The 23,708-nt window shown below is 65.9% G+C and carries 23 protein-coding genes and 1 other RNA gene; 9 read left to right on the forward strand and 15 right to left on the reverse strand.

Annotated elements, in window-relative coordinates; translation table 11 throughout:
• The first annotated feature begins 124 nt into the window (after positions 1-124).
• A complete protein-coding gene (locus tag BZF61_RS01340) occupies positions 125-745 on the forward strand; it encodes a response regulator transcription factor (protein ID WP_086616816.1) in 621 nt (206 codons plus the stop codon).
• A gap of 217 nt (positions 746-962) precedes the next feature.
• On the opposite strand, the gene BZF61_RS01345 is transcribed toward BZF61_RS01340, so the two are convergent.
• Entirely contained in the window at positions 963-1,691 is a 729-nt protein-coding gene (locus BZF61_RS01345) for an extensin-like domain-containing protein (RefSeq protein WP_086616817.1), read from the reverse strand.
• Between BZF61_RS01345 and BZF61_RS15510 the strand changes: the two genes are divergently transcribed.
• On the forward strand, positions 1,690-2,085 hold the full coding sequence (locus BZF61_RS15510; protein WP_143736855.1) for a hypothetical protein: 396 nt from the start codon (positions 1,690-1,692) through the stop codon (positions 2,083-2,085). The two genes, BZF61_RS01345 and BZF61_RS15510, sit on opposite strands and share 2 nt — an antisense overlap.
• Here the strand turns inward: BZF61_RS15510 and putP are convergent.
• Positions 2,065-3,543: a sodium/proline symporter PutP gene (gene putP, locus BZF61_RS01355; RefSeq protein WP_086616819.1), complete on the reverse strand. Its 1,479-nt coding sequence runs from the start codon at positions 3,541-3,543 to the stop codon at positions 2,065-2,067. The two genes, BZF61_RS15510 and putP, sit on opposite strands and share 21 nt — an antisense overlap.
• A gap of 70 nt (positions 3,544-3,613) precedes the next feature.
• Positions 3,614-5,452 (reverse strand): translational GTPase TypA, encoded by a 1,839-nt coding sequence (gene typA / locus BZF61_RS01360; protein ID WP_086616820.1) that lies wholly within the window; start codon positions 5,450-5,452, stop codon positions 3,614-3,616.
• Positions 5,453-5,868: 416 nt separating this feature from the next.
• On the opposite strand from typA, the gene BZF61_RS01365 reads away from it, so the two are divergent.
• Together BZF61_RS01365 and BZF61_RS01370 are read left to right on the forward strand one after the other, a co-directional pair.
• Entirely contained in the window at positions 5,869-8,439 is a 2,571-nt protein-coding gene (locus tag BZF61_RS01365) for a TonB-dependent receptor (protein ID WP_086616821.1), read from the forward strand.
• A 123-nt stretch (positions 8,440-8,562) separates the two neighbouring features.
• The gene (locus tag BZF61_RS01370) at positions 8,563-8,970 is read left to right on the forward strand and encodes a DUF805 domain-containing protein (protein ID WP_086616822.1); all 408 of its coding nucleotides are present in this window, start codon (positions 8,563-8,565) and stop codon (positions 8,968-8,970) included.
• A gap of 31 nt (positions 8,971-9,001) precedes the next feature.
• Here the strand turns inward: BZF61_RS01370 and BZF61_RS01375 are convergent, their stop codons facing one another.
• On the reverse strand, positions 9,002-11,527 hold the full coding sequence (locus BZF61_RS01375; protein ID WP_086616823.1) for an ABC transporter permease: 2,526 nt from the start codon (positions 11,525-11,527) through the stop codon (positions 9,002-9,004).
• On the reverse strand, positions 11,524-12,222 hold the full coding sequence (locus BZF61_RS01380; RefSeq protein ID WP_086616824.1) for an ABC transporter ATP-binding protein: 699 nt from the start codon (positions 12,220-12,222) through the stop codon (positions 11,524-11,526). The genes BZF61_RS01375 and BZF61_RS01380 overlap by 4 nt, the downstream gene beginning before the upstream one ends.
• Positions 12,223-12,281: 59 nt before the next feature.
• Between BZF61_RS01380 and BZF61_RS01385 the strand changes: the two genes are divergently transcribed.
• The gene (locus BZF61_RS01385; protein WP_245804449.1) at positions 12,282-13,013 is read left to right on the forward strand and encodes an arylesterase; all 732 of its coding nucleotides are present in this window, start codon (positions 12,282-12,284) and stop codon (positions 13,011-13,013) included.
• Here the strand turns inward: BZF61_RS01385 and recF are convergent.
• A complete protein-coding gene (gene recF, locus BZF61_RS01390) occupies positions 13,010-14,098 on the reverse strand; it encodes a DNA replication/repair protein RecF (RefSeq protein ID WP_086616826.1) in 1,089 nt (362 codons plus the stop codon). The genes BZF61_RS01385 and recF overlap by 4 nt on opposite strands.
• Positions 14,099-14,339: 241 nt before the next feature.
• Here recF and BZF61_RS15865 point away from each other — a divergent pair, with 241 nt between their 5' ends.
• Both BZF61_RS15865 and BZF61_RS01395 read left to right on the forward strand, forming a co-directional pair.
• Positions 14,340-14,453 carry an enoyl-CoA hydratase gene (locus tag BZF61_RS15865; RefSeq protein WP_211276691.1) on the forward strand — a complete coding sequence of 38 codons (114 nt, stop codon included), beginning with the start codon at positions 14,340-14,342 and terminating at the stop codon, positions 14,451-14,453.
• 200 nt (positions 14,454-14,653) lie between these two features.
• Positions 14,654-14,869 carry a PspC domain-containing protein gene (locus tag BZF61_RS01395; protein ID WP_086616827.1) on the forward strand — a complete coding sequence of 72 codons (216 nt, stop codon included), beginning with the start codon at positions 14,654-14,656 and terminating at the stop codon, positions 14,867-14,869.
• Between the two features lie 94 nt (positions 14,870-14,963).
• Here BZF61_RS01395 and BZF61_RS01400 read toward each other — a convergent pair whose 3' ends face one another.
• The 5 genes from BZF61_RS01400 to BZF61_RS01420 all read right to left on the reverse strand — a co-directional run bounded on the left by BZF61_RS01400 (position 14,964) and on the right by BZF61_RS01420 (position 18,582).
• Entirely contained in the window at positions 14,964-15,746 is a 783-nt protein-coding gene (locus tag BZF61_RS01400) for an SDR family oxidoreductase (RefSeq protein WP_086616828.1), read from the reverse strand.
• 3 nt (positions 15,747-15,749) lie between these two features.
• On the reverse strand, positions 15,750-16,310 hold the full coding sequence (locus BZF61_RS01405) for an NUDIX hydrolase (protein ID WP_245804450.1): 561 nt from the start codon (positions 16,308-16,310) through the stop codon (positions 15,750-15,752).
• Between the two features lie 72 nt (positions 16,311-16,382).
• On the reverse strand, positions 16,383-17,057 hold the full coding sequence (locus BZF61_RS01410; protein WP_086616829.1) for a TPM domain-containing protein: 675 nt from the start codon (positions 17,055-17,057) through the stop codon (positions 16,383-16,385).
• A 3-nt stretch (positions 17,058-17,060) separates the two neighbouring features.
• Entirely contained in the window at positions 17,061-17,951 is an 891-nt protein-coding gene (locus BZF61_RS01415) for a TPM domain-containing protein (protein ID WP_245804451.1), read from the reverse strand.
• 1 nt (position 17,952) lies between these two features.
• Entirely contained in the window at positions 17,953-18,582 is a 630-nt protein-coding gene (locus tag BZF61_RS01420; protein ID WP_086616830.1) for a LemA family protein, read from the reverse strand.
• 173 nt (positions 18,583-18,755) lie between these two features.
• On the opposite strand from BZF61_RS01420, the gene mscL reads away from it, so the two are divergent.
• Together mscL and ssrA are read left to right on the forward strand one after the other, a co-directional pair.
• The gene (gene mscL, locus BZF61_RS01425) at positions 18,756-19,166 is read left to right on the forward strand and encodes a large conductance mechanosensitive channel protein MscL (protein WP_086616925.1); all 411 of its coding nucleotides are present in this window, start codon (positions 18,756-18,758) and stop codon (positions 19,164-19,166) included.
• Positions 19,167-19,280: 114 nt separating this feature from the next.
• Positions 19,281-19,659, forward strand: a transfer-messenger RNA (tmRNA) gene (gene ssrA, locus BZF61_RS01430).
• A gap of 74 nt (positions 19,660-19,733) precedes the next feature.
• Here the strand turns inward: ssrA and BZF61_RS01435 are convergent.
• From BZF61_RS01435 to BZF61_RS01450, 4 genes are all read right to left on the reverse strand, one after another.
• Positions 19,734-19,988: a hypothetical protein gene (locus tag BZF61_RS01435; RefSeq protein ID WP_086616831.1), complete on the reverse strand. Its 255-nt coding sequence runs from the start codon at positions 19,986-19,988 to the stop codon at positions 19,734-19,736.
• 93 nt (positions 19,989-20,081) lie between these two features.
• Complete coding sequence (locus BZF61_RS01440) at positions 20,082-21,329, reverse strand: N-succinylarginine dihydrolase (protein WP_086616926.1); 1,248 nt, start codon at positions 21,327-21,329, stop codon at positions 20,082-20,084.
• 130 nt (positions 21,330-21,459) lie between these two features.
• A complete protein-coding gene (locus tag BZF61_RS01445; RefSeq protein ID WP_086616832.1) occupies positions 21,460-22,476 on the reverse strand; it encodes an arginine N-succinyltransferase in 1,017 nt (338 codons plus the stop codon).
• A complete protein-coding gene (locus tag BZF61_RS01450; RefSeq protein ID WP_245804452.1) occupies positions 22,473-23,660 on the reverse strand; it encodes a hydrolase in 1,188 nt (395 codons plus the stop codon). The genes BZF61_RS01445 and BZF61_RS01450 overlap by 4 nt, the downstream gene beginning before the upstream one ends.
• Between the last annotated feature and the right edge of the window lie 48 nt (positions 23,661-23,708).

The raw sequence follows: 23,708 nt of genomic DNA on the forward strand, positions 1-23,708 counted from the left end.
GTTCGTTTTGGAGTAAACAAATTACTTAAAATCAATAGGTTAAGTCAATACGGTAATCATGAATCCTCCGGAACGGCGTGGACCTTGCGTGAATTGTGGAAGGGCCTAGCCCAGTCTTTCGCGCATGACACGCAAAGTCGCTCTTCACTTCATCGATTCGTGCAGCCGCGAGCGCGCCGAACTGGCCCGGATCGGATTTGCCCTGGGCCACCATTGCGAGGTCTATGGCGATCTCTCGGAGCTGGCGGTTCACCCGCCGCGGGAAGGCATCATCATCGCCCGTGACACCGCGGAAGAGGGCGGGGTGGCCATGATCCTCGATCGCCTGAGCCGGCTTGGCATCTGGTTGCCGCTGATCGCGGTGGACGTGCAGCCGCGGCCCAACCGCATCGTCGAGGCGATCAAGGCGGGTGCGCTCGATTATCTCGCTCTGCCGCTCGATCCGGAACGGTTGACCCGCTGCCTCACCCGCATCAGCAAGGAGGCCGAGCAGGTCAGCGCCGCGCGCCGTCGCATGATCGAGGCGCGTGATCGCATCTCCACGCTTTCGGCGCGCGAGCGAGAAGTGCTCGACTGGCTGGCCGAGGGCAGCAGCAACAAGGCGATCGCGCGCGAGCTCGACATCAGCCCGCGCACCGTGGAAATTCACCGCGCCAACATGATGAACAAGCTGGGCGCGCGCCACGCCGCCGAAGCCGTGCGGCTGCGGCTCGAAGCCAAGCTTGAACCGAAATTGCGGCTCTGACCACGGTGAGGGCCAATCGGCCCGGAAGCCTCGTGTCTGGCTGCCACTGCGCTGGCAGGCCACGCGATCGCTAACGGGTCGGTGCCCCCGGGCGGCCCCGGCGCTGCTGTCGCAGTTCAAGGACTCGCCGAACCCCTTGTTCGACAGTGTGACTTTCGGTCGGCTGAAGGCGGCCAGGATCGCAAGAGGCGCGATCCGAGTGGCAGCAGGCCAGGCCTCAGCGGCAGAACTTCGGACCGGTGCCTTCGAGATGGAAATGATCTTCGTGCGCGGCGTTGTATTCCGGGCCGAGCACCGTGCCGAAGCGCTTGCAGGCACTCTTGTGCACCACCCGCAGGAATTCCCGGGTTGCCGCATCACCGCCGTTCCAATCGCGTTTGAGCACGATCCGGCGGCCATCGGCCAGCACGAAGCCGGAAACGTCGATGGCCTCGGCGCGGGCATGGGCCGATAGCCGTTCGGTCCCTGCCACCTTGCGGCAGGCATAGGAACCCATCGTCTCGATCCGGGCGATCGGGCTGCCGAGGATCTCGCGCGCCGCGCGATCAACTCCGTAACGTGCCCAGTCGCCGAAAACCTTGGCCACCGCGCAGCGCACCGGTCCGAGATTGCTCACCCCGAAGGTCGTACGATCGCCCGCCAGCGCCGAAAGCTGCACCGTGCCGAGCTTGTTGCACCCGGGTGCGGCATAGGTATCCGGCAGCCGCTCGAACCGTGCGCCGCTTGCGCCGAGATCGGCGAGGCAGCTGCGCTCTTCCATGCTGGCGGGATAGCTCTGCGGGGCCGAGGTAACGCGGGTGGCAGGCCGGGCCTGTCCGCCGACCGGGGCGCTGGCTTTGCCGGGTGCCGCACCGCTGCTGCCCCCGGGTACCAGCGCGCCGCAGCTTGCCAGCCACAGCGTGCCTGCCAGAAGCGCCCAGCAGCGAAGTGATGCTCTTGGTCTCATGGCTAAGGAATATTGCGCAGAATTGGTTAACGAGCCGGAAACAGGTTTGCCCAAGCAATGCTTGCGGCAGGCATCGGGGATCGCCCTAGGGCTGTTGCGTCGCCAGCCGTTCTCCCCGCGCGATCCTCACCCTGTCGGGTTCGCGCGGCTGGGCGCATTTGCCATGGCCTTTGCCGGCCTGCCTGCCGATGTCGCCATCTGTGGGGGTGAGGCCCGCGCCGAGACCGTCGCGCGCATCACCCTGCCGACCGTTCATACGGCGAAGATGTCCCCAGTCCGCTCAGTCTGGCCCAAGGCCGGCCCCTGCGGCGGACTGTCCATGGCCGTGCCTGCCGGCGGCGCATCCTGCGCCTGGACGAAGGCGGCGCAACGTTCAGGCTTGTGCGGCGGCTGATTTTTGCGGCGCGGTCAGCAGACTTACCACCACGATTGCCGCCATCCCGGCGACAAAGCCGGGGACGATCTCGTACAGCCCGGGGCCGCCCAGAAATGCTGCGTTCCAGCCCAGCGCAATCCAAGCGGCGACCACGCCGGCGCCGGTAACCAGCCCGGCCACCGCGCCCGCCCCGGTCATCCGGTCCCAGGTCAGCGCCAGCAGGATCAGCGGACCGAAGGCCGCGCCGAATCCCGCCCAGGCGTTGGCGACCAGGCCGAGCACTTCGCTTTCCGGATCGGCCGCGATCACCAGCGCGGCGGCGGCGACCAGCGCGACGCTGATCCGTCCGATGTTCACCGCTTCGCGCTCGGAGGCGTCGCGGCGCAGGAACAACCGGTAGAAGTCCTCGGTGAGCGAGGAGGAGGACACCAGCAGCTGGGCCGAAATCGTGCTCATGATCGCGGCCAGCAGCGCAGCATAGAGAAAGCCCGTCACCGCCGGGTGGAACAGCAGATCGGACAGCAGGATGAAGATGGTTTCCGGGTCCTCCACCACCAACCCGTTCGCCTCGGCATAGGCGCGGCCCGAGAGGCCCACCGCCACCGCGCCCAGCAGCGAGATCACCATCCAGCTCATGCCGATAATCCCGGCGCGCGGCACGTTTTCGACCCGGTCGATCGCCATGAAGCGCACGATGATATGCGGCTGGCCGAAATAGCCCAAGCCCCAGGTCGCCGCACTGATGACGCCGACGAAGGTCGCACCTTCGGTCAGGCTGAGAAAGCCCTTTTGCGGGACCGAGGACAGGTTGAGCGGGGCGGCGGCGTCATGGCCTGAAAGGATGACCAGCGGCATGATCACCAGCGCGGTCATCATGATCATGCCCTGCACGAAATCGGTGAGGCTGACAGCAAGAAAGCCGCCGATCATGGTGTAGATCAGCACGATCCCGGCCGTTATGAGAATCCCCAGCATATAGTCGGAAAGGCCGGTATCGGGCAGCAGTCCGGCAAAGGCGGTCGCAAACAGCTTGCCCCCGCCGACCATGCCGGACGCGGTGTAGACCGTGAAGAAGCCGACGATGACCACCGCCGACACCACCCGCAGCGTCGTGCGGCTGTCAGGAAAGCGGTTGGCCAGGAATTGCGGGATCGTCAGCGCATTGCCCAGCCGTTCGGTCTGCTCGCGCAGGCGGGGGGCAACGATGATCCAGTTGAGCGCCGCGCCGACGGTAAGGCCGATCGCGATCCACGCCTCCACCAGCCCGGACGCGAACAGCGCGCCCGGCAGCCCCAGCAGCAGCCACCCCGACATGTCCGACGCGCCCGCGCTCAGCGCTGTCACCGCCGGCCCGAGGTTGCGCCCGGCCAGCAGATAGCCCGCAGCATCCGCCCTGGTCCTCATCCAGGCATAGATCCCGATGGCGATCATCAGCGCGAAATAGGCCGCGAGCGCGGCGAGGGTGTAAGGGTTCATGGCGCGGGTGGGTAACAAGCGTTGCGGCGATTGGCCACTGCGCCCCTCGTGTTATCCCGCGCTCGCAGCCTCAATCCTCCTTTCTGCGCCGCGCCTTCTTGCGCTCGTGCGGGCACAGGATCGCCTTGCGCAGGCGGATCGATTGCGGGGTGACTTCGACCATTTCGTCGTCGTCGATATAGGCGATGGCCTGTTCCAGGCTCATCCGGCGCGGCGGGGTGAGGCGGATTGCGTCGTCCTTGCCGCTCGAGCGGATATTGGTGAGCTGCTTCGCCTTGAGCGGGTTCACCTCGAGGTCTTCGGGCTTGGCATTCTCGCCGATGATCATGCCCTCGTAAACCTTCATCTGGGGCGAGATGAACAGCTCGCCGCGTTCTTCAAGCGAATTGAGCGCATAGGCCACGGCCTCGCCGTCGCCGTTGGAGATCAGCACACCGTTGATGCGGCCTTCGATCGGGCCCTTGTAGGGGCCGTACTTTTCGAACAGGCGGTTCATGATGCCGGTGCCGCGCGTGTCGGACAGGAATTCGCCATGATAACCGATCAGCCCGCGCGAGGGGGCGGAAAAGGTGATGCGGGTCTTGCCTTGCCCCGAGGGACGCATTTCGGTGAGATCGGCCTTGCGGCGCTGCATCTTCTCGACCACCGTGCCTGCATATTCGTCATCAACGTCGATAACCACGGTTTCATAAGGCTCCAGGCGCTGGCCGTTTTCTTCGCGGAACAGCACGCGCGGACGGGAAATGCCAAGCTCGAAGCCCTCGCGGCGCATCGTCTCGATCAGCACGCCCAATTGCAGTTCCCCGCGACCGGCAACTTCGAAGCTGTCCTTGTCTTCGGATTCCGTCACCCGGATTGCCACATTGGTTTCCGCCTCGCGCAGCAGGCGGTCGCGGATCATGCGGCTGGTGACCTTGGTGCCCTCGCGTCCGGCGAGCGGGCTGTCGTTGACCGCAAAGCGCATCGCCAGCGTCGGCGGGTCGATCGGCTGGGCGGCGATCGGTTCGGTGATGCTGGGATCACAGATGGTGTTGGCGACGGTCGCCTTTTCAAGGCCGGCAATCGCGATGATGTCCCCCGCCTGCGCGCTCTCCACCGGCACGCGCTCCAGCCCGCGGAAGCTCAACAGCTTGGTCGCCCGGCCCGCTTCAATCACCTTGCCGTCGCGGTCGATGGCGTGGATCGGATCATTGACACGGATGGTGCCAGACTGCACGCGGCCTGTGAGCACGCGGCCCATGAAGTTGTCGCGATCAAGCAGGGTGGCAAGGAAACTGAACTTGGCCGAGGCATCGAGTCCCGGGGGCGGGACATGCGCGACGATCTTGGCGAACAGCGGAGCAAGCGTGCCCGAACGCGCCTCCGGATCCTCGCTGGCATAGCCTTCGCGGCCCGAGGCATAGAGCACGGGGAAATCGAGCTGCTCGTCATTGGCATCGAGGCTGACGAACAGATCGAACACCTCGTCGAGCACTTCCTGCGGGCGGCCATCGGGACGGTCGATCTTGTTGACGACGACGATCGGCCTGAGGCCGAGCGCGAGTGCCTTGCCGGTGACGAACTTGGTCTGCGGCATCGCGCCTTCGGCACTGTCGACCAGCAGGATCACGCCATCGACCATGGTGAGGATGCGTTCCACCTCGGCACCGAAGTCGGCGTGGCCGGGGGTGTCGACGATGTTGATGCGGATGGTCTCGCCGCCGCCCTGCGCAGTCCATTCGACGCTGGTGCACTTGGCGAGAATGGTGATCCCGCGTTCCTTTTCGAGATCGCCCGAATCCATCGCGCGTTCTTCGACGCGCTGGTTTTCGCGGAAGGTGCCGGACTGGCGGAACAGCTGGTCGACCAGGGTGGTCTTGCCATGATCGACGTGGGCGATGATCGCGATATTTCTCAGCGAGGAGGACATTTTTCGTTTTCCACTAGGCAATCCCGACACCAGACGCGCCGGGCAGGTCAGAAGCGTGGCGCACGGCCGGGCGCGCGGGGTTAGGCCGGGATTGTGGCGGGTTGGCGACAGGCCGCGACGCTACGGCATGGTGCCGCGGGCGCGCTGCTTGTTGCGTTGCAGCATCGCCGCGCCGCCTAGCGCAAGAGCGTGCTGCGGGCAAGCGTCGGGGCGCTGACGCGCCATTCCAAGGGCTTGGCCACTGTTGCTGGCGCGCCACACAGGCCTGCTTTGCCCTGAAAATGCGCGGGCTTTGCGCTTGTCGTGCAATCGTCGCTGGCCTATCACTTCGGCCAGGATCACGGGAGAGAGCGCAACGGGGGTTGCGTGCCGTACGCCGGCGCCGTGGTCCGAGGGATTTTAGGAGAGGAGCTTCCATGCGTTCGACCTACACCGGCACGGCCGGCTCATACCGATTCATCCTGCTCGCCGGTGCCGCTGCCGTTGTCGCGGCCATGCCGGGCGTCGCACATGCCCAGGACGAAGAGCCGGAAGCCGGTCAGGGCAGCAATGTCATCATCGTCACCGCGTCCAAGCGTGAGCAGACCCTCCAGGAAACCCCGATTGCCGTGTCGGTGACCAGCGGCGAGGTGATCGAGCAGGCGCAGATCCGTGACGTGCTCGATCTCCAGACCGTCACGCCCTCGCTGCGCGTCAGCCAGCTGCAGAGCGCGTCGAGCACCACCTTCATCATCCGCGGCTTTGGCAACGGCGACAACAACTTCGGGATTGAGCCTTCGGTCGGCGTGTTCATCGACGGCGTGTTCCGTTCGCGTTCGGCTTCCGCCCTGTCCGACCTCAACATGGTCCAGCGCATCGAAGTGCTCAACGGGCCGCAATCGACCCTGTTCGGCAAGAACGCGTCGGCCGGGGTGATCTCGGTTGTCACCAAGGAACCGCAATATGAATTCGGCGGCCTTCTCGAAGCGAGCTACGGCAACTTCGATGCCTTCGTGCTGCGCGGCGAAATCACCGGGCCGATCAGCGAGAACATCGCCTTTTCGCTCGACGGCAGCTACAACCGTCGCGACGGCTATGCCAAGATCGTCAACCTCGACGAGAAAATCTCCGAGCGCAACCGCTGGTCCGCCCGCGGCCAGCTGCTGATCGAGCCGACCCCGGATCTCAAGATCCGCGCGATTGCCGATTATTCCAAGATCGATGAGGCTTGCTGCCAGGTCTCGACCCTCGTTGCAGGCCCGACCGCGGCGGCGATCTTTGCGGTTGGTGGTGCGCTCGACACCGACTTCTTCAGCTACAACACCTTCCTCAATCAGGTTCCCGAGAATGTCGTCGAAAACTACGGCGGCTCGGTCCAGGTCGATTGGAACGTCGGCAAGCTGACGGTGACTTCGATCACGGCCTACCGCGAGCTGAAGAATTTCCAGAACCAGGATGTCGACTTCACCAGCGCGCGGATCGTCAGCGAACTGCGCGATCAGGAGGTCGATACCTTCACCCAGGAACTGCGCATTGCCTCGGACTTCGACGGCCCGCTCAACTTCCTGCTCGGGGGCTTCTATTTCGACGAGTCGATCACCCAGAACAGCAGCCTCACCACCGGTCCGGACGCGCGGCCCTTCTTTGCCCTGCTGGCCGGCAATCCGCTGGTGTTCAACGCCGTCGAACAGGGTCTCGGCCTGCCGCAGGGCTCGATCTTTTCGGCCGGCCCGCTGACCGCCGAACGCTTCGCGATGGACAACCGCGCGATCTCGGTGTTCGGCACCCTCGACTTCGAGCCGGTTGACGGCCTCGTCTTCACCGCCGGGTTCAACTACACCGAAGACAAGAAGGACTTCGCCCTGTCGCAGCAGGCCTTCGACGAGCTGGCCAACATCAACCTCGTCGATGCCTTCATCGTGCAGGCGACCGGCGGAGCGGTGACCAACCGCGCCGCGTTCCAGGCGCTGCCACTGGCCAACCAGCAGGCCCTGATCGCGGCGGCGACCAACCCCGCGATCAACCCGTTGATCGGCCTCGCACCGTTCCAGTTCCAGCCGCCGTTCCTCAACCTGCCCAACGCGGTCGAGCCGGGCCGCACGAGGGACGACAAGTTGACCTACCTGTTGCGGGCGGCCTACCAGATCTCGAACGAAGTCAACATCTATGCGAGCTACGCGACGGGCTTCAAGGCAAGCTCGGTCAACCTCTCGCGCGACAGCCGTCCGGTGTTCGGCGACTACATCCCCGGTCCGGGGCGCTCGTTCTTCGCCGCGCCTGCCTCGCCGATCACCAATGCGGGCCTCGCGGTGCCAAATCTTGCCACAGGCTCACGTTTTGCCGGGCCGGAAGAGGCGGAAGTCTACGAACTGGGGATGAAGGCGCAGTGGCCGGGCTTCGGCTTCAACCTCGCGCTGTTCGATCAGAACATCAAGGGCTTCCAGAGCTTCCTGTTCACCGGCACCGGCTTCCAGCTGAACAATGCGGGCGAGCAGTCGGTGCGCGGTTTTGAGTTCGACAGCACCATCAATCCTGCCGATGGTCTCGTCTTCACCTTCGCGATGACCTATCTCGATGCCAAGTATGACAGTTTCACCGCCAGCCCGGTGGGCGATCTGTCGGGCCTTCGTCCGGGAGGCATCCCCGAATTCAACATCGCCACTTCGGCGACCTACACGCATGAATTCGGTGACAGCGGCAACAAGCTGGTGACCCGCCTCGACTATGCCCACGAAAGCAATGTCGACATCAACAATGGCCTGCCGACCTTCAACGGCCCGGTGAACGCCCGCCGCGATCCGCGGATCTTCCAGCGCGAAGTCAATCTGGTGAACGCCTCGATGATCTTCCAGATGGAGAACGGCCTCGAAATTGGCGCATGGGCGCGCAACCTGCTCGACGACGAATACATCATCACGGTGTTCGACGGTGTGGCGCAGGCCGGCACGGTCTCGGGCTATCCGAGCCAGCCGCGCACCTACGGCGGTCTGGTGCGCTTCCGCTTCTAGGCGGACGCTCCGGCAAACGGGAAAGGGGCCTCGTGCGAGCGCGCGCGGGGCCTTTTTCGTTTGCGCAGATGCAGGGATTGTGTTGGACTGCCCCGGCTGAACCAGCACCAAGGGGGAAAAGCGATGGAATACATGATCATGCCGCTCAAGCGCTACGCCGATTTCTCGGGGCGTTTGCGGCGCAAGGAATACTGGATGTTCGTGCTGTTCCAGATGCTGCTCTTGGTGCCGATCTTGTTGCTGGCCGTCTTGCTTGGCGGTCCGAACGAGGAATCCGGCGATCCTTTCGGCAACACTCTCGTGCTGTTCGTCTTGGGGGCGTATTTTCTCGTTTTCCTGATCCCCGGCATCGCGGTGCAGGTGCGCCGCTTCCACGATCAGGACAAGTCGGGCTGGTTCATCCTGCTCGGCTTCATTCCCTACATCGGCGGGATCATCCTGCTCGTGTTCATGTGCCTCGAAGGCACGCGCGGGCCGAACCGTTTCGGCCCGGATCCGAAGGACCCTTACTCCGAAAACGTCTTCGCCTGATCTGACGCGCGCCGGGCGCTCCGGTGGGGGGTTACAGCTCGCGCAGTGCCCGCGCTGGTTTCGCGCGCAGCAGCGGCAGCGCGCCGGCCAGCGCGACGCCCAGCACCAGCGCGATGCCTAGCCCGAGCACGGCCAGCACCTCGCCCCAGTCGGGTAGCCAGTCGAATGCGAACAGGCGGGTGATCACCACCCATGCGAGGCCTCCGCCCAGCGCCAGCGCGACCAGCGCCAGCACACCCGCCAGCAGGGTGTATTCCGCCAGTTGCAGCAGCAGGATTTGTCGCCGACTCGCGCCCAGGACCCGCAGTATCACCGTGTCATAGGTGCGTGCCGCAAGGGCGGCGGCAATCGCGCCCATCAGCACTGCAAGCCCTGCCAGCACCGTCACCGCCGCCGCGGCGAGCGTGGCTAGGCTAACCTGCCCGAGCAGCTTGCGCGCCTCGACCAGAATGCCGCCGACCTCGATTACCGAGCTTGATGGCAGTTCCTTCACCAACCCGCGCAGCAGCCTGCCGCGTGCGGCGGAATCGGCGTTTTCGGGCAGATCGATGGTGGCAGCGAGGTTGTGTGGCGCATCGCTGATGGCATTGCGGCTGAACACCAGCGCGAAGTTGAAGCCCATGCTCTCCCAGTCGATTTCGCGCAGATTGGCGACGCGCGCGGTGCGCTCCACCCCCAGAATGCCGATGGTGAGATAATCGCCCACTTCCAGCCCAACGGCGCGGGCGAAATCGGCATCGACTGAGACCAGCGGCTCGCCATTGTGGACCGGGCTCCACCACTGTCCCGCAACGATGCGGTTGCCCGGTGGCAGGGTGTCGGCATAGGTCAGCCCACGTTCGCCGCGCAGCGCCCAGGCACCTTCCGGGATTTGCTTGAGATCGGCGACGCGGACCATCTTGTCCCTTGGCCCATAGGCCAGCACCGCGCCGCGCATGGTCGGCACGGTGCGGATGCCTGCCTTGGGGAACTGCTCCTGGATCAGTTCGAAGAATCGCGGCTCCTTATCGCGCGGCACATCGAGCACGAAATAGTCGGGGGCCTCGCGCGGCACGCGGCTCTGGATATTGCCGTCGATCGCGCTCTGCACTGCGGCCAGCAGCACGAAGGCGGCAAGCCCGAAGCCGAGCGCGGTGATCAACGCGCCAGTGGGCGCGCCGGGGCGATGAAGATTGGCAAGCGCACTGCGCAGGAGCGGATTTGCGGGGCGCGGCAGGCGGCGGGCGAGCCGCTGGATAATCCAGCCAAGTCCCGCCAGCAGCACCAGCGCGCCGCCTGCGCCGAGCAGGAATCCGCCCGACAGCATCGGCTGCGCGGTGGTCAACAGCGCCAGCGCGCAGATTGCCGCCAGCCCGATGGCGGTGGCGATCAACGCCCGCCGATCACGCGCCAGCGGCACGATCCCCGATCGCATCAACGCCATCGCCGGGAAGGTGCGCGCGCGCAGCAGCGGCGCGGCGGCGAAGGCGAAGGCCACCAGCAGGCCGTATGCCGCTGCCAGCGCGAGCGGAGCAGGGGCGATGATCAGGCCGCCTTGAACCGGTAGCAGCCCTTGCAGAGCGCCCGCCAGCAGCGGGGTGACGGCAACCCCCGCCGCCAGCCCGGCCAGACTGCCCACCAGCGCCGCCACGCCGATCTGCATCGTATAGATGCGCAAGATGTCGCCCGAGGTCGCACCCAGCACCTTCAGCGTCGCGATGCTGGCGCGGCGCTGATCGAGATAGGAGGACACGCCGCCCGCAATCCCGATCCCGGCGATCACCAGCGCGGCGAGGCCCACCAGCGTGAGGAAATCGCTCATCTGCCGGACGAAACGGTCAGCGCCGGGCGAGGCACGCTCGCGGGTGCGGATGTCGAACCCGGAATCGGGGAAGGCCTTGGTCAGAGCCTCTTTCACCGCCTCGGGATCGCGCGCCGGATCGGCGAAGGCGAGGCGGTGCTTGCTCTGGTAAAGCGCGCCGGGTTGCAGCAATCCGGCCTCGGCGGGCACGGCTTCGGCAACGATCACCGTCGGACCAAGCTGGAAGCCTTCGGACAGGCGATCGGGTTCGTCCTTGATCACGCCTGCGGCCTTGAGCCTCACCGCGCCGACCGTAAAGCTGTCGCCCACCCTGATACCGAGCCGTTCGAGCGCGGTCTCAGCGATCCAGGCATCCTTGCCCGTCGGTGCGCCGACAGCGCGCCCGTCGGCCAGCACCAGCCGTCCGAACATCGGCCACTTGGCGTCCACGGCCTTGAGTTCGATCGGCGCGGCGGCTTCCGGCGTGCTGGCCATGGCCTGCAGGCGGAATCCGCCTGATACTTCACCATATTTCTCCAGCGCCGCCAGTTCATCGGGCCGCAGGTTCCGCTGCCACACCTCGACTTCGAGATCGCCACCGAGCAGCTCCTGCCCGGAGGAGGCAAGTTCGCGCGCGATCGCGGCCGTCAGCGTGCCGATCGCCGCGAGCGCTCCGGTGCCGAGGAAGATGCACAGCAAGAGCAGCCGCAGCCCCTTGAAGCGCGTGTTGAGATCGCGCCGGGCGATGCGCCACGCGGTCTTGAGCGGCAGGCTCATGCCGCCCTGGCCGCCGTATCCGAGACGATCTGGCCATCGGCCATGGTCAGCACTCGCTCGCAGCGCGCGGCCAGCGCAGCGTCATGGGTGATGATCAGCAGCGTCGCACCCGTCTCGGCGCGGCGGGCGAACAGGAGGTTGATGATTTCCTCGCCGGTCGCCGCGTCGAGATTGCCGGTGGGTTCGTCAGCGAAGATCAGCTCCGGGCGCGGCGCGATCGCACGGGCGATGGCGACGCGCTGCTGCTCGCCGCCCGAAAGCTGGGTGGGGTAGTGCCCGGCGCGGTGGCCGAGACCGACCGCTTCCAGCTCCGCCAGCGCGCGCTGCGCGGCCTCGTCGATCCCGGCGAGTTCCATCGGGGTGGCGACATTCTCTGCCGCGGTCATGGTCGGCAAGAGGTGAAAGGCCTGCAGCACGATCCCGATCCGTCCGCGGCGCGCGGCGGCAAGGCCGTCTTCGTCGAGCGCGCTGAAATCGGCCCCCGCAACCGTCAGGCGTCCACCGCTCGCGCGTTCGAGGCCCGAGAGCACCGCCATGAGCGAGCTCTTGCCCGAACCCGAAGGGCCGAGCAAAGCCACGGTTTGGCCGTGGGGGATGTCGAGATCGATGCCGCGCAGGATCCTGACCGGGGCAGCATTGCTACCGAGCGTCAGCGTGAGATTGCGGGCGCTGATGGCGAGAGAGGGGCTTGTCACGAAGTTCCGATGGCATAGGTGAGAGGTTGCAACAAGCTACAGGTATGGAAGGCTGGCGGATGCGCAAGCGCACTTGGTCGAATATCGTCGTGATCGGGGCCAGCCTGCTGGCACTGGCGGCGTGCAGCGATGCCTCGGACGAGGGTGCGAAAGAGGAAGCGCCCGTGCCCGCGACGGCGCAGGCCGGTGGCGAGGTGCTCCCGCGGATCCCGGTGATGGGGCCGGAGCGCCGCATCCTCGCCTTCGGTGACAGCCTGTTTGCCGGCTACGGCCTCGATCCGGCGCAAAGCTATCCGGCGCGGCTTGAAGCGGCGCTGCGAGCCAAGGGCGTGAACGCGAAAATCGCCAATGCCGGCGTTTCGGGCGATACCAGCGCAGCCGGACTGCAGCGGCTTGCCTTCACGCTCGATGCGCAGGAGTCCAAGCCCGATCTGTTCATCCTCGAACTGGGCGGCAATGATCTGCTGCGCGGGATTGCGCCGGCAGAGACCAAGGCCAATCTCGGCAAGATGCTCGCACAGCTCAAGCAGCGCGGCATTCCGGTGCTGCTGATGGGGATGCGTGCGCCGCCCAATTATGGCCCCGAATACCAGAAGCAGTTCGATGCGCTCTATGCCGAGCTGGCCAGAGAATATGGTGCAGCGCTGATCCCGTTCTGGCTGGAGGATATCTACCGCGAGCCGGAGCTGTTCCAGGCCGACAGGATCCACCCCACCGCCGAAGGGATCGAGCGGCTGGTCGCCTCGACGCTTGCCGAGGTCGAAGGCGCGCTGCCGCCGCGCGCCTCCTAGAGCCGCTCAACCTTCCCACCGCTGACCCGCCACACCGCCGCCTCGCCAAGGATCGCGTCGAATGGGGCGAGTTCGGTGCCGGTCATCCACACCTGCGCCCGGCCCTCGCGCAGGCGCCGGAACAGTTCGGTGCGGCGTAGAGGATCGAGATGCGCGGCAACCTCGTCGAGCAGAACCACGCTCGGGCGTCCCGCGGCGGCAAGGATGCCGTGGGCAAGGGTGATGGCGATCAGCATCGCCTTCTGCTCGCCGGTCGAACAGGATGCGGCGGGCTGGCGGGTGGAGGCCATGACGACTTCCAGCTCGTCGCGCTGCGGGCCGGTCAGCGCGCGGCCTGCCGCCCGGTCGCGCGCGCGCCCACGGGCGAGTTCGGCGCGCAGGGCGCCCTCGTCCAGCGGGCCGCCGGGACAATAGGTGAGAGCAGGGCGGGCGAACGGCTCGGGCGGCAGGGCTGACAGCTCGTCCGCCAGCCGGGCCACCAGCGCGGCGCGGGTTGCGCCCACCGCTGCGCCATGCTCGGCCGCCTGCGCTTCGAGCGCATCGATCCAGCGCGGATCGCCGCCCTTTTCCAACAGCCGCCCGCGTTCGCGCAGCGCGGTTTCGAGCGCGCTGACCCGGCGTGCGTGATCGGGCGCGATGGCCAGCGCCATACGGTCCATGAACCGCCGCCGCGCGCCGGCGCTGTCGGTGAACAGCCCGTCCATCGCCGGGGTCAGCCATGACAGCGCCAACCACTCGGCCAGGCTTGCCGCGCTGGCGGGCGCACCATTGACCCGCACCAGCCGCCGCCCCGGCTGTCCGGCCTCGGTATAGGTGCCGAGCCGGGCGGAGACCGTACCCGCCTCGGTCAGGCTCGCACCTATGGCAAAAGGCAGGGGAGCATCGCCGGGCGCCGGCCTACGGGCGAGATCGCCGAGATTGGCGCGCCTGAGGCCGCGTCCCGGTCCGAGCAGCGAGAGCGCTTCGAGCAGATTGGTCTTGCCCGCGCCGTTCTCGCCCACCAGCAGGTTGAAATGCGCGGTTTCGCCGAGGCTGGTCGCCGCGTGGTTGCGGAAGTTTTCGAGGCTGATGCGGCTGAGGCCCATGGCTCAAGCGCGGCTAGCGAAAGGGGCGGGATTTGGCCAGAGCGCAAGGCGTGGGTGCAGATATACCAAACATTGGGAAAAATTACCAAGCTTTCGACGAGGTGAACGTCCCGTTTGCAGGCTGAAAGCTTGGGAATGGCGGAATTCTGCGGTTTTTCGAGTTTGGCACGACCCCTGCAAAGTTTCTTGCGTCCCCGGGATGGTCCCGCGGGACAGCGAAAAACACCAAGGAGACTTGCCAATGTTTGCCCTCGATGCCTCGAACCGCCTGTTCGCCGCCGCCTTTTCGGTCGTCATCTCGGCCGCTTTCCTGGCCACCGCGATCGTTCCCGCCAGCCCGAGCCTGATGGCCTGACGCTGACCGACCCCGACCATTCTGACGCAAAGGACCCATTTTCCATGTTTGGCCCCGAAACCACAGCCCGCTTCGCTTCCGCCACCTTCGCGGTGATCCTGACGGTTGCCAGCTTCGCCTATGCGATCCTGCCCGCCAGCCCCGGCATGGCGGCGTAACCGCCTCGCCACCCGCCCATTCGCAACAGGAGTGATATCGCAATGAACGACGTTGCCCGCCATTCCGGTAGCAAGCCGCCCAAGGCTGGCTTCCGCCTCGACAAGACCAACGGCAAGGTCTTTGGCGTCTGCGCCGGGATAGGCAACTATTTCGGGATCGACCCGCTGCTCGTCCGCATCGGCTTTGTCGCCGGCACGCTGATCGGCTTTGGCAGTTTCATCCTGATCTACCTGGCGATTGCGCTGATCGCGGATTGAGTGCAGCGACCATGGAAAAGCGGTTCCCGGTTTATCGGGCCGCTGCACCTGATCGGACGAAACCGGGAAGGGGCCTTTGCCGGCCCCTTTCTCTTTACATCGCGCTGATACCGCCATCCAGCTTGAGCTCGGCCCCGGTCATGAAGCGGCTTTCCTCGCTCGCCAGATAGACCACGGCATTGGCAATGTCGTTGGGCTCGCCGACGAACTTCAAGGGGATCTGCCGCGCCAGTTTTTCCATCAGCACGTCCTTGTCGAGCGCGTGGGCCTTGGCCGTCCCGTCGAGGATTGGGGTGTCGACAAAGGTCGGGTGGACCGAATTGCAGCGGATGTTCATCCCCTGCTTGGCGCAGTGCAGCGCGATCGACTTCGTCAGCATCCACACCGCCGCCTTGCTGGCATTGTAGGCGGGCATGGTGTCGCTCGCGATCAGCCCCGCGATGCTGGAGATGTTGATGATCGCGCCGGGCGCATGTTCGCGCATCAGCGGCAGGGCCTTCTGGCAGCCGTGGAAGATCGAATTGACGTTGACATCGAAGCAGCGCTGCCAGTCCTCGAACCTGCAGGTCTCGATATTGCCGGGCACGCCGATCCCGGCATTGTTGACCAGCACATTCAGCCCGCCAAGATGCTCGCGCGCGGCGGCGATCACGGCGTCCCACTGCGCCGGATCGGTCACGTCATGCGCCATGGCAAAGGCGGTGCCTTCGCCCATCTCGGCGTTGATGATCGCCGCGGTCTCTGCCGCGCCAGCGCCGTTGATGTCGGTCGCCAGAACCCTTGCGCCTTCCTGCGCCAAGCGGATGCAATGCGCCCGGCCGAGGCCCTGCGCACCGCCGGTTACCAGCGCCATCTTGCCCGCTACACGTCCGGTCATAACTCAATCCTCTCGCAGATATTCCGGTGTCAAAAGCATCGCGATGCGCACGTCGAGAGCATGGCCCGCGCGCCGCCACTCGGCCACGAAGCGCATTAGGTCGCACAGCGCAACCCGGTGGACGGTGATATTCTCGCCTGCGGTGCCGCCCCCTTCGCTCACCCGTTCAAGCCCGGTCGCCTTGAGCAGGGTGAAACATTCCGAGACCATGCCGGGCGAGGAATAGAACTCGCCCAGAACTTCCAGCCGTGCGGCGCGGTAGCCGGTTTCCTCCTCCAGCTCGCGCGCGGCGGCGTTGATCGCATCCTCGCCCTCCTTGCCTTCATCGTCGCCAATCAGGCCGGCGGGGATTTCGAGGCTGAAGCGCCCGAGCGGCACGCGGTATTGGCTGACGAGGATAACATGGCGGGTGCCGTCCGGATCCCTATCGAGCGCGATGATCGCCGCCGCGCGGATTCCGCGCGCGCGCCCGACATATTCCCAGCGTCCGCGTTTCTTGGCGGTGATGAAGCGGCCTTCCCACATCACCTGTTCGGGCAGGTCGGCGTCGCGGTCTCGTTCCAAGCTGTGCTCCGTCGGGCAGGAATGGCCCGCCCTTCGACAGGTTCGATGCACCAGGGTCAAGGGGATAATTCGTCAAACCTCGATCAGCCGGTCGGGCAGCTCGTTCACATCCTCGCTGCCGCGCGGGAAATGTTCGGCGAGCACGAAGCCGACATCGCGGATGCCGGCCGCCAGCCCCTCGGCGATGCGGCCCTTGCGGATTTCGGCGAGCATATCGGCCATTGCCTCGCCCCACACCTCGGCGGGAACCAGCGCGGCGATGCTTTCGTCGGCGACGATCTCGGCGCGGTGTTCGCGCATCGAGAGATAGATCAGCACCCCGGTGCGCCCGGTGGTGCGCCGTTCCGCGCCGACCTTGAACTGGCGCACCGCCTGGTTGTGGACGCGGATCGTCTTGGTGGGGCCGGGGATGAGGAAAAATTTCAGCGGCTCCCACTGCTGCACCAGCATCACCGCGAGAAACGTCACCAACCCAAGCGCGATCACCATGCTGGCGAGCTCGCCGGCGGTCCATTGGTGACCCCAGCCGCCCAGCAGCGCATCCCATGCTTCGAGAAAGGGCAGGGGGAAGGCGGCAAACACGCTCATCGCGGTAAAGGCCGCGCCTGTCGCCCACAGCAGGGCAACATCGGTGTAGCCGTCCGAACGATCCGTCAGCACGGTGACGATCTCGCCCGAGGTGCGGCTTTCAGCGGCGGTCACCGCTTCGGCGACGCGCCTGCGTCCTGCATCATCAAGCCAGGCCATGTCTTACCAACCTCCCGAGGCGCCGCCGCCCCCGGAACTCCCGCCGCCGAAGCCGCCGAAGCCGCCGCCGCCGAAACCGCCGTCCCCACCACCCCAGCCGCCATTGCCGCGATCGGAGAGCGCGCCGCGCAGGATCGCGCTGCCGACCTCCCACAGGATGATGTCGCGCGCGGTATCGGCAGCGTCGCGGCCGCGACCACCCCATGGGCCGGCGCCGCTGGCGCGATACTTGCGTCGCCGCCTGCGTCCCGAAAGGATCGGCAGAACGAAGAAGAAGAACACGAAGGCCAGCCAGATCAGCACGCCGAAGGGAAAGCCGCCCTCGGCCCGGCTCTCCTTTGCGGCTGCCGCCTGTGCGGCCTCCTCGATCGCGATCGCGTCCTCCGGGCTCTTGGCCAGATGCGCGAGGATCGCGGCGACCCCTTCCGTCACGCCGGCATCGAAATTGCCTTCCTTGAAGCGCGGGGTGATGACATCGTTGATCACCCGTCCGGCCATGATCCCGCCGAAATAGCCGTGCAGGCCATAGCCGACCTCGATCCTGAGCTTGCGCTCGTTAGGTGCGATCAGCAGCAGCAGGCCGGCATCGCGCTTGGCGCCGCCGATGCCCCACTTGTCGGTGAACAAGGTCGTCGCATAGGTTTCGATGCTGGCCCCGCCGAGGCTCGGCACCGTGGCGACGATGATCGCGCGGCCGGTCTGCTTGTTATAGGCGCGCAAGGTCGCATCGAGCTGCGCCTCGGTTGCGGGCGAGAGGATATCTGCCCCGTCATAGACCGGGCCGTCCGGGCGCGGTGGGTAGTCCTGCGCCTGCGATATGCCGGGCAAGACGAGCCAGAGCAGGCCCGCCAACAGCAACAGCACCCGGCGCAGCGGGGCGAAGGGGGCAATCACCTCAGTTCGCGGCCGCCGGCGCCGCAGAGCCGGTGATGGCGCTCATGTCGACCTTGGGGTTGGCCTTGGCGCCTTCATCGGCCTCGAAATATTCGAGCGGCTTGGCGCCATAGATGATGTTGGCCGCGATATTCGAGGGGAAGGTGCGGATCTCGGTATTGTAGTCGCGCGCCAGATCATTGTAGCGCACCCGCTCGGTGTTGATCTGGTTGTTGGCCTCGTCGATCGCCACCATCAGATCGGCGAAGCGTGGCTGGCTGGCGAGCTGCGGATAGTTTTCGACCACGGTGCGCAGCTGGCCCAAAGCCTGCGTCAGCTGATTCTGCGCTTCGTTGAACTTCTTGAATTCTTCGGGGTTCGAAAGGTCATCGGTGGTGATGTTGATCGAAGTGGCGCGGGCGCGCGCGTCGATCACGCCCTGGAGGATGTCCTTTTCCGAGATCGCTGCGGCCTGCACCACGGCGACGAGGTTGGGGATCTTGTCCGAACGGTTCTGGAGCGCACTTTCGACATTGCCCCACTGCGCCTTGGCGGCTTCTTCCTTGGTCGGCACCGAATTGATACCGCAGGCCGCAAGGCTGAGCGCAGCGAGTGCGGCAAGGGCGCCGCGCAGCATGGTGGTGAACGTCATTGATCGATCCCTCCTGATCGCCCGGACAAAATGGCACCCGGGCAGCAAACTCCTGTATTGTGGATATAGCACACCACTTTGCCCGTTCAAGCGAGAGCATGGTGCGAGAATGGCTTGGCACCGCGCAGCCAGAGTGCCACAGCATGGTTCACCACAAACCAAAGGGGGTTTTCATGCTGTCGGAATTCAAGGCCTTCATTGCGCGCGGCAATGTCCTCGACCTCGCGGTCGGGGTGATCATCGGCGGCGCCTTCGGTGCTATCGTCAGCTCGCTGACCGATGATGTGCTCATGCCACTGATTGGTCTTCTTACCGGCGGCGGAGTTGATTTTTCCAACAAATACATCGTTCTGTCGGGCGAAGCGCCCGCCGGAGCGTCGCTCGCCGCCGCACGTGAGGCCGGGGCCAATGTGCTTGCTCTGGGCAGCTTCATCACGGCCATCATCAACTTCCTCATCCTGGCTTTTGTCATCTTCCTCATCGTACGTCAGGCGAACAAGCTCATGCCGCCCGCCGAGGCAGCGCCGGCCGGGCCGACCGAGGTGGAACTGCTCGCCGAAATCCGCGACGCACTAAAGAAGTGATGACAGGTCGCCTTGCCCGGTGTTCTGCATGGAACATCGGGCAGGGCGGATCTGGCGGGGTCAAAATGGAAGCCTGGCGCTTTATGCTCCCTGGCTGCTCCGGCCCGGTTTCATCCCCTTCACATTCAGGAATGCCGCGCTATATCTGCCTTTGCCGGTTTCGGCCGGCTATGGCGATAAATTGCGCTGTGCAATAGACGCAACGGACCCGGGGGCAGTACCCGGCGGCTCCACCACTTGGGCCGGGCCTCATGGTCAGCGCGCGTGAAGCGTGCCGGCCGCGCGGCCCAGCTGATGGGGCCGAACCAGGATCGACGTGTGTTGAAAAGCAGTGTTTTCGCCCGGGCTGAGTAACCCGTCAAAGGCTCAAAACCCATAAGTGCCAACGACAACGAAGCACTTGCTCTCGCTGCGTAATGTGACGGCCTGACGGCCTGAATTTACGACGCTTTGAGCACGGTTCGGACCGAACCGGGTAACAGAATCGGAAACCGGGGGCCCGGGGGAGCCTAGCAACAGAATCCCCCACCTTCTGCGGTCAGCGGCGCGGCGCAGCCAGCCCGATGATCATTGCGCCGCTTGGTTCACCTGGGCGCGCAACTCGGCCACTTCCTTTTCCAGCCTCAGGCAGTCGAGCATCTTCGCGCCTGCTAGAAACACCGCGCCGCTGGTGGCGAGGAACAAGAGCTGGCCACCGAAGCCCGGAAACTTGTGGAGATATTCGGTGCCGCGCGCGGTCGAACCCAAGGCAAGGGCATAGATAATCATAAACGCCTCGAAGCGCGTCTTGATCACGAATAGCCGACCGATCTTGCGCAGCATGGGCTCTCCCGGGGCATGTGGGGCACCGTGCATTGGTGCCTTCCTTAACACGGCCGTAACCCTAAACCCGTCGCACCCGAGTCGGCAAACGCGTTAACCAAGCTCGGTGAGGTCGAGCGCCTCTAGCAAGGCGAGCCGTGCCGCAATCACGCTGTTCGCCAATGCCATTGTGCCAAGATCGGACGGGTCGATCTGCTCAGGCCAATGGGCGGCGATGATGCTTTCGATGAGGTCTGCCTTCGCCGCGTCGAGCAGGAAGCGTGAGTCGACGGTGGCCGGATCGCAAACCACCCGCAGCCGCAGGCAGGCGGGGCCGCCGCCATTGGCCATCGACTGGCGCACATCGACCGGGATCACCTGACGGATTGGGCCATTGGATGCGAGCATCGCCTCGACCCAGCTCCACACGGCAGCGCTCTCGCGGCACTCCTCGGGGACGATCAGCGCCATCTCGCCGCTCGGCAGTGTCAGCAGCTGGGCATTGAACAGATAGGTGCGGATTGCTTCCTCCAGCGACACGGCGGATGATGGCACCTCGATCACCTCGAGCCCAGGGAAGGCCGCGCGGATTGCGGCATAGGCGCCCTGCTGGTCGGCGAAGGCCATGTCGTGGGTGAACAGCACGCGGCCATTGGCCACCGCGACCACGTCATTGTGGAAGGCGCCTGCGGCAATTGCTGCGGGGTTCTGCTCGATGAACACGGTGCGCGCCGGATCCAGGCCGTGCGCGCGGGCGACAAGGCGGCTGGCCTGTTCGTGCTGGCGTGCGGGGAAGCGCCCGCCGGTCTTGCCATAGACGAACACTTCGACACCGGGGGCATCGTGGCTTTCGCACAGCCGCATGTGGTTGGCCGCGCCTTCATCGCCGAAGGTCGGCGGGACGGCGTCGTGGATCGCAAAGTGACGCCTATCGCCGAAGGCGATTTCCAGCTGACGCTTGGTATCGGGCCATTCCTGGGCGCGGTGGAGCATGGTGACGAGGTTGGCAGGTGTGAGGTGGCAACGGCCATCGGCGGTGTCGGGCGCGGGCGAGACCGTCGCGGCATTGGCGGTCCACATCGATGAGGCCGACCACGGCGCGGCGCGCAGCTGCGGCGCTTCGGTGCCGTCGAGCGCGAGCGCCCGCGTCAGCGCGTGGTTCGGGCGGGGCAGCGGCAGCAGGAAGCCCTGCACGCCGAGCCGCGCAAGGTTGCCGCGCATCTTGGCCAAGCCCTGCAAGGCCGCGGCGCGCGGATAGGACGGATCGCCCGCATGGCTTGCGCTGGCGATATTGCCGAGGCTGAGGCCGGCGTAGTTGTGCGAGGGGCCGACGATCCCGTCGAAATTGATCTCGGTAAGCATATTTCCCATCCCATTCGTCAGCGCGTCGGGCCCTTCGGCCGCGCGGCCATCCATGTCGGTTCTGTCGTCGCGCGCGGGCGGGCCATGGATTACCGCGTCGCTGCGCCCCTGGTGATGAGCCGGCCCTGCTCTAACGCGCCACGCTCCACACCGTGTCGCCCTCGCACACATCGAGCAGGTCGGCGCTGGCCGAATCGATCGCGATTCCGCCCTCCCCGTCGAGCACCCGCGCGCCGAAGCAGGCCCGGAAGGTGCCGAGCCGCCCGGTAGCCAGGATTGCCTTCTCACCCTCGCTCACGGCGAGCGAAGTGACCTTCGCAGGCGCGCTGTTCTTGACGCTGGCGACATCGTCGGTGCGCGCCACCATCGTCGGCCCGCCGTCAAAGATGTCGACATAGCCCTCGGCACGGAAGCCCTCGTCCTCCAGCATCCGCATCGCCGCGCGGCCGGTGGGATGGGGCACGCCGATCACGCTCCTTGCATCCTCGCTCAGCATCGCGACATAGACCGGGTGCTTGGGCATCAGATCGGCGATGAACTGGTTGCCGTTGATCGCGTTGAAATAGTCCGCCTCCTGAAAGCTCATCCCGAAGAAGCGCCCGGCGACGCCGTCCCAGAAGGGCGATGCGCCGCGCTCGTCGATGATCCCGCGCAGTTCCGCGATGATGCGGTCGGCGAAGCGGGGGCGATGCATGGCGATGAACAGGTAGCGCGAACGGGCGAGCAGCAGACCGAGGCCCCCGGCGCGTTCGTTGGGGTGGAGGAACAGCCCGCCGACCTCGCTCGAGCCTTCAAGATCGGTCACGAGGCTGAGCAGTTCAGCGCGCACCGTGCGGTCGAGCTCCTGCGAATACTGGGTCAGCGTGTTGAGGCGGTACGAATAGAACGGCCAGCGCTGGCCGACCTGGCTCATCAACTGGCAGGTGCCGCGCACTGCCCCGGTGCGGGCATTCTCCAGCACGAGCACGAACAGCTCGTCGGCCAGCGAATCGCACCCGCGCGCGAAGGCTGCCTCGGCGCGTTCGAGCTTGGCCTTGAGCGCCGCGCGATCGGGTGGGAGGTTGGTGAACCCGCCGCCTGTCAGCTTGGCCATTTCGTAGAGTGCCTCAAGATCGGTGGTGCGCGCGGCGCGCAGGCGGAAGGTCACGATATTGCTCCTAAGGCCAGGCGCTCGATGACGCGGGCGGACAGCGCCGCGCGCTCGGCGAGGCTCGGGATGATGAGATATTCGTCGGGGGAGTGGATCGCCCCGCCGCGCACGCCCATGGTGTCGACCACGGGCACCCCGCAGGCGGCAATGTTATTGCCATCGCACACCCCGCCGGTGGATTGCCAGCCGATCTCCTGGCCCAGCTCGGCACCGCATTCGCGCACCAGATCGAACAGGCGCTGGGTCTTGGCATCGACGGGCTTGGGCGGGCGGGTGACGCCGCCGTGCCGCGCGGTCGAAACTTCGTGAACAGCCTGAATATCGATCAGCAAGTGATTGAGAGCATGATCGAAGGCAGCCCCTGCCTCGACAGTCTTCGGGCGGATGTTGAAGCGCAGGACGGCATGATCGGGCACGACATTATTGGCCGCACCGCCTTCAAGCCTGGCCGGGTTGATGGTGATGTCCGGGGTCTCCAGCGCCTTCAGCCGCAGGATCAGGTCAGCCGCGGCGACGATCGCATTGCGCCCCTCGTGCGGGTTGCGTCCGGCATGGGCGCTGCGGCCGGTGAAGATGATCGAATAGTTTCCGGTGCCCCCGCGCGTATGCGCGAGCGTGCCGTCGGGCAGGGCGGCAGGCTCATAGGTCAGCGCGGCCAGCTTGCCTGCGGCCAGCTCGGCAATCAGCGCGGCGCTGGCGAGCGAACCGGTTTCCTCGTCGGAATTGATCAGCACGTCATAGCCCAGGCTGGAGGCGGCCGCGGTCTGCTCGAAGGCCAGCAGCGCGTGGAGCATCACCGCGATACCCCCCTTCATGTCGGCAACCCCCGGACCGTTCAGCGTCTGCGCGTCGAGCCAGCGCTGGTGCTGGAAGGGGTGATCGGCAGGGAACACCGTGTCCATGTGGCCGGTGAGCAGGATGCGCCGGTTCGCCTGCGGGCGCACACGCACCACCAGATGCTGACCGTGCGGCTTGTCGCAGGTGCTGCCGTCGGCGGCAATTGCGGTGACCGGGGCCGGATCGACCAGTTCGACGCTCCCGGGCAGGGCCGCAAAGGCCTCGGCCAGCGCGGCGGCTTGGCTTGCCAAGCCGGCGAGATTCGCCGTGCCGGTGTTGATCGCGCTCCACGCGCGCACCTGCGCCAGCATCGCGGCGGAGTCGATCGTCCGGGTTGCGTCCATGCCCTCCCTCTAGCCGCCCGCGCGCACCAGTCCAACCCGTTGCAATCC

Source organism: Erythrobacter tepidarius, from assembly GCF_002155695.1.
In the GTDB taxonomy this organism is placed as follows: domain Bacteria; phylum Pseudomonadota; class Alphaproteobacteria; order Sphingomonadales; family Sphingomonadaceae; genus Erythrobacter; species Erythrobacter tepidarius.

Coding starts and splice junctions, on each gene's coding strand:
- BZF61_RS15510 (WP_143736855.1), top strand. CDS start 1,690: ATGGCTAAGGAATATTGCGCAGAATTGGTTAACGAGCCGGAAACAGGT.
- BZF61_RS01420 (WP_086616830.1), bottom strand. CDS start 18,582: ATGACGTTCACCACCATGCTGCGCGGCGCCCTTGCCGCACTCGCTGCG.
- BZF61_RS01385 (WP_245804449.1), top strand. CDS start 12,282: ATGCGCAAGCGCACTTGGTCGAATATCGTCGTGATCGGGGCCAGCCTG.
- BZF61_RS15865 (WP_211276691.1), top strand. CDS start 14,340: ATGTTTGCCCTCGATGCCTCGAACCGCCTGTTCGCCGCCGCCTTTTCG.
- BZF61_RS01400 (WP_086616828.1), bottom strand. CDS start 15,746: ATGACCGGACGTGTAGCGGGCAAGATGGCGCTGGTAACCGGCGGTGCG.
- BZF61_RS01440 (WP_086616926.1), bottom strand. CDS start 21,329: ATGCTTACCGAGATCAATTTCGACGGGATCGTCGGCCCCTCGCACAAC.
- typA (WP_086616820.1), bottom strand. CDS start 5,452: ATGTCCTCCTCGCTGAGAAATATCGCGATCATCGCCCACGTCGATCAT.
- BZF61_RS01340 (WP_086616816.1), top strand. CDS start 125: ATGACACGCAAAGTCGCTCTTCACTTCATCGATTCGTGCAGCCGCGAG.
- BZF61_RS01365 (WP_086616821.1), top strand. CDS start 5,869: ATGCGTTCGACCTACACCGGCACGGCCGGCTCATACCGATTCATCCTG.
- BZF61_RS01370 (WP_086616822.1), top strand. CDS start 8,563: ATGGAATACATGATCATGCCGCTCAAGCGCTACGCCGATTTCTCGGGG.
- BZF61_RS01395 (WP_086616827.1), top strand. CDS start 14,654: ATGAACGACGTTGCCCGCCATTCCGGTAGCAAGCCGCCCAAGGCTGGC.
- BZF61_RS01450 (WP_245804452.1), bottom strand. CDS start 23,660: ATGGACGCAACCCGGACGATCGACTCCGCCGCGATGCTGGCGCAGGTG.
- putP (WP_086616819.1), bottom strand. CDS start 3,543: ATGAACCCTTACACCCTCGCCGCGCTCGCGGCCTATTTCGCGCTGATG.
- mscL (WP_086616925.1), top strand. CDS start 18,756: ATGCTGTCGGAATTCAAGGCCTTCATTGCGCGCGGCAATGTCCTCGAC.
- BZF61_RS01375 (WP_086616823.1), bottom strand. CDS start 11,527: ATGAGCCTGCCGCTCAAGACCGCGTGGCGCATCGCCCGGCGCGATCTC.
- recF (WP_086616826.1), bottom strand. CDS start 14,098: ATGGGCCTCAGCCGCATCAGCCTCGAAAACTTCCGCAACCACGCGGCG.
- BZF61_RS01435 (WP_086616831.1), bottom strand. CDS start 19,988: ATGCTGCGCAAGATCGGTCGGCTATTCGTGATCAAGACGCGCTTCGAG.
- BZF61_RS01410 (WP_086616829.1), bottom strand. CDS start 17,057: ATGGCCTGGCTTGATGATGCAGGACGCAGGCGCGTCGCCGAAGCGGTG.
- BZF61_RS01345 (WP_086616817.1), bottom strand. CDS start 1,691: ATGAGACCAAGAGCATCACTTCGCTGCTGGGCGCTTCTGGCAGGCACG.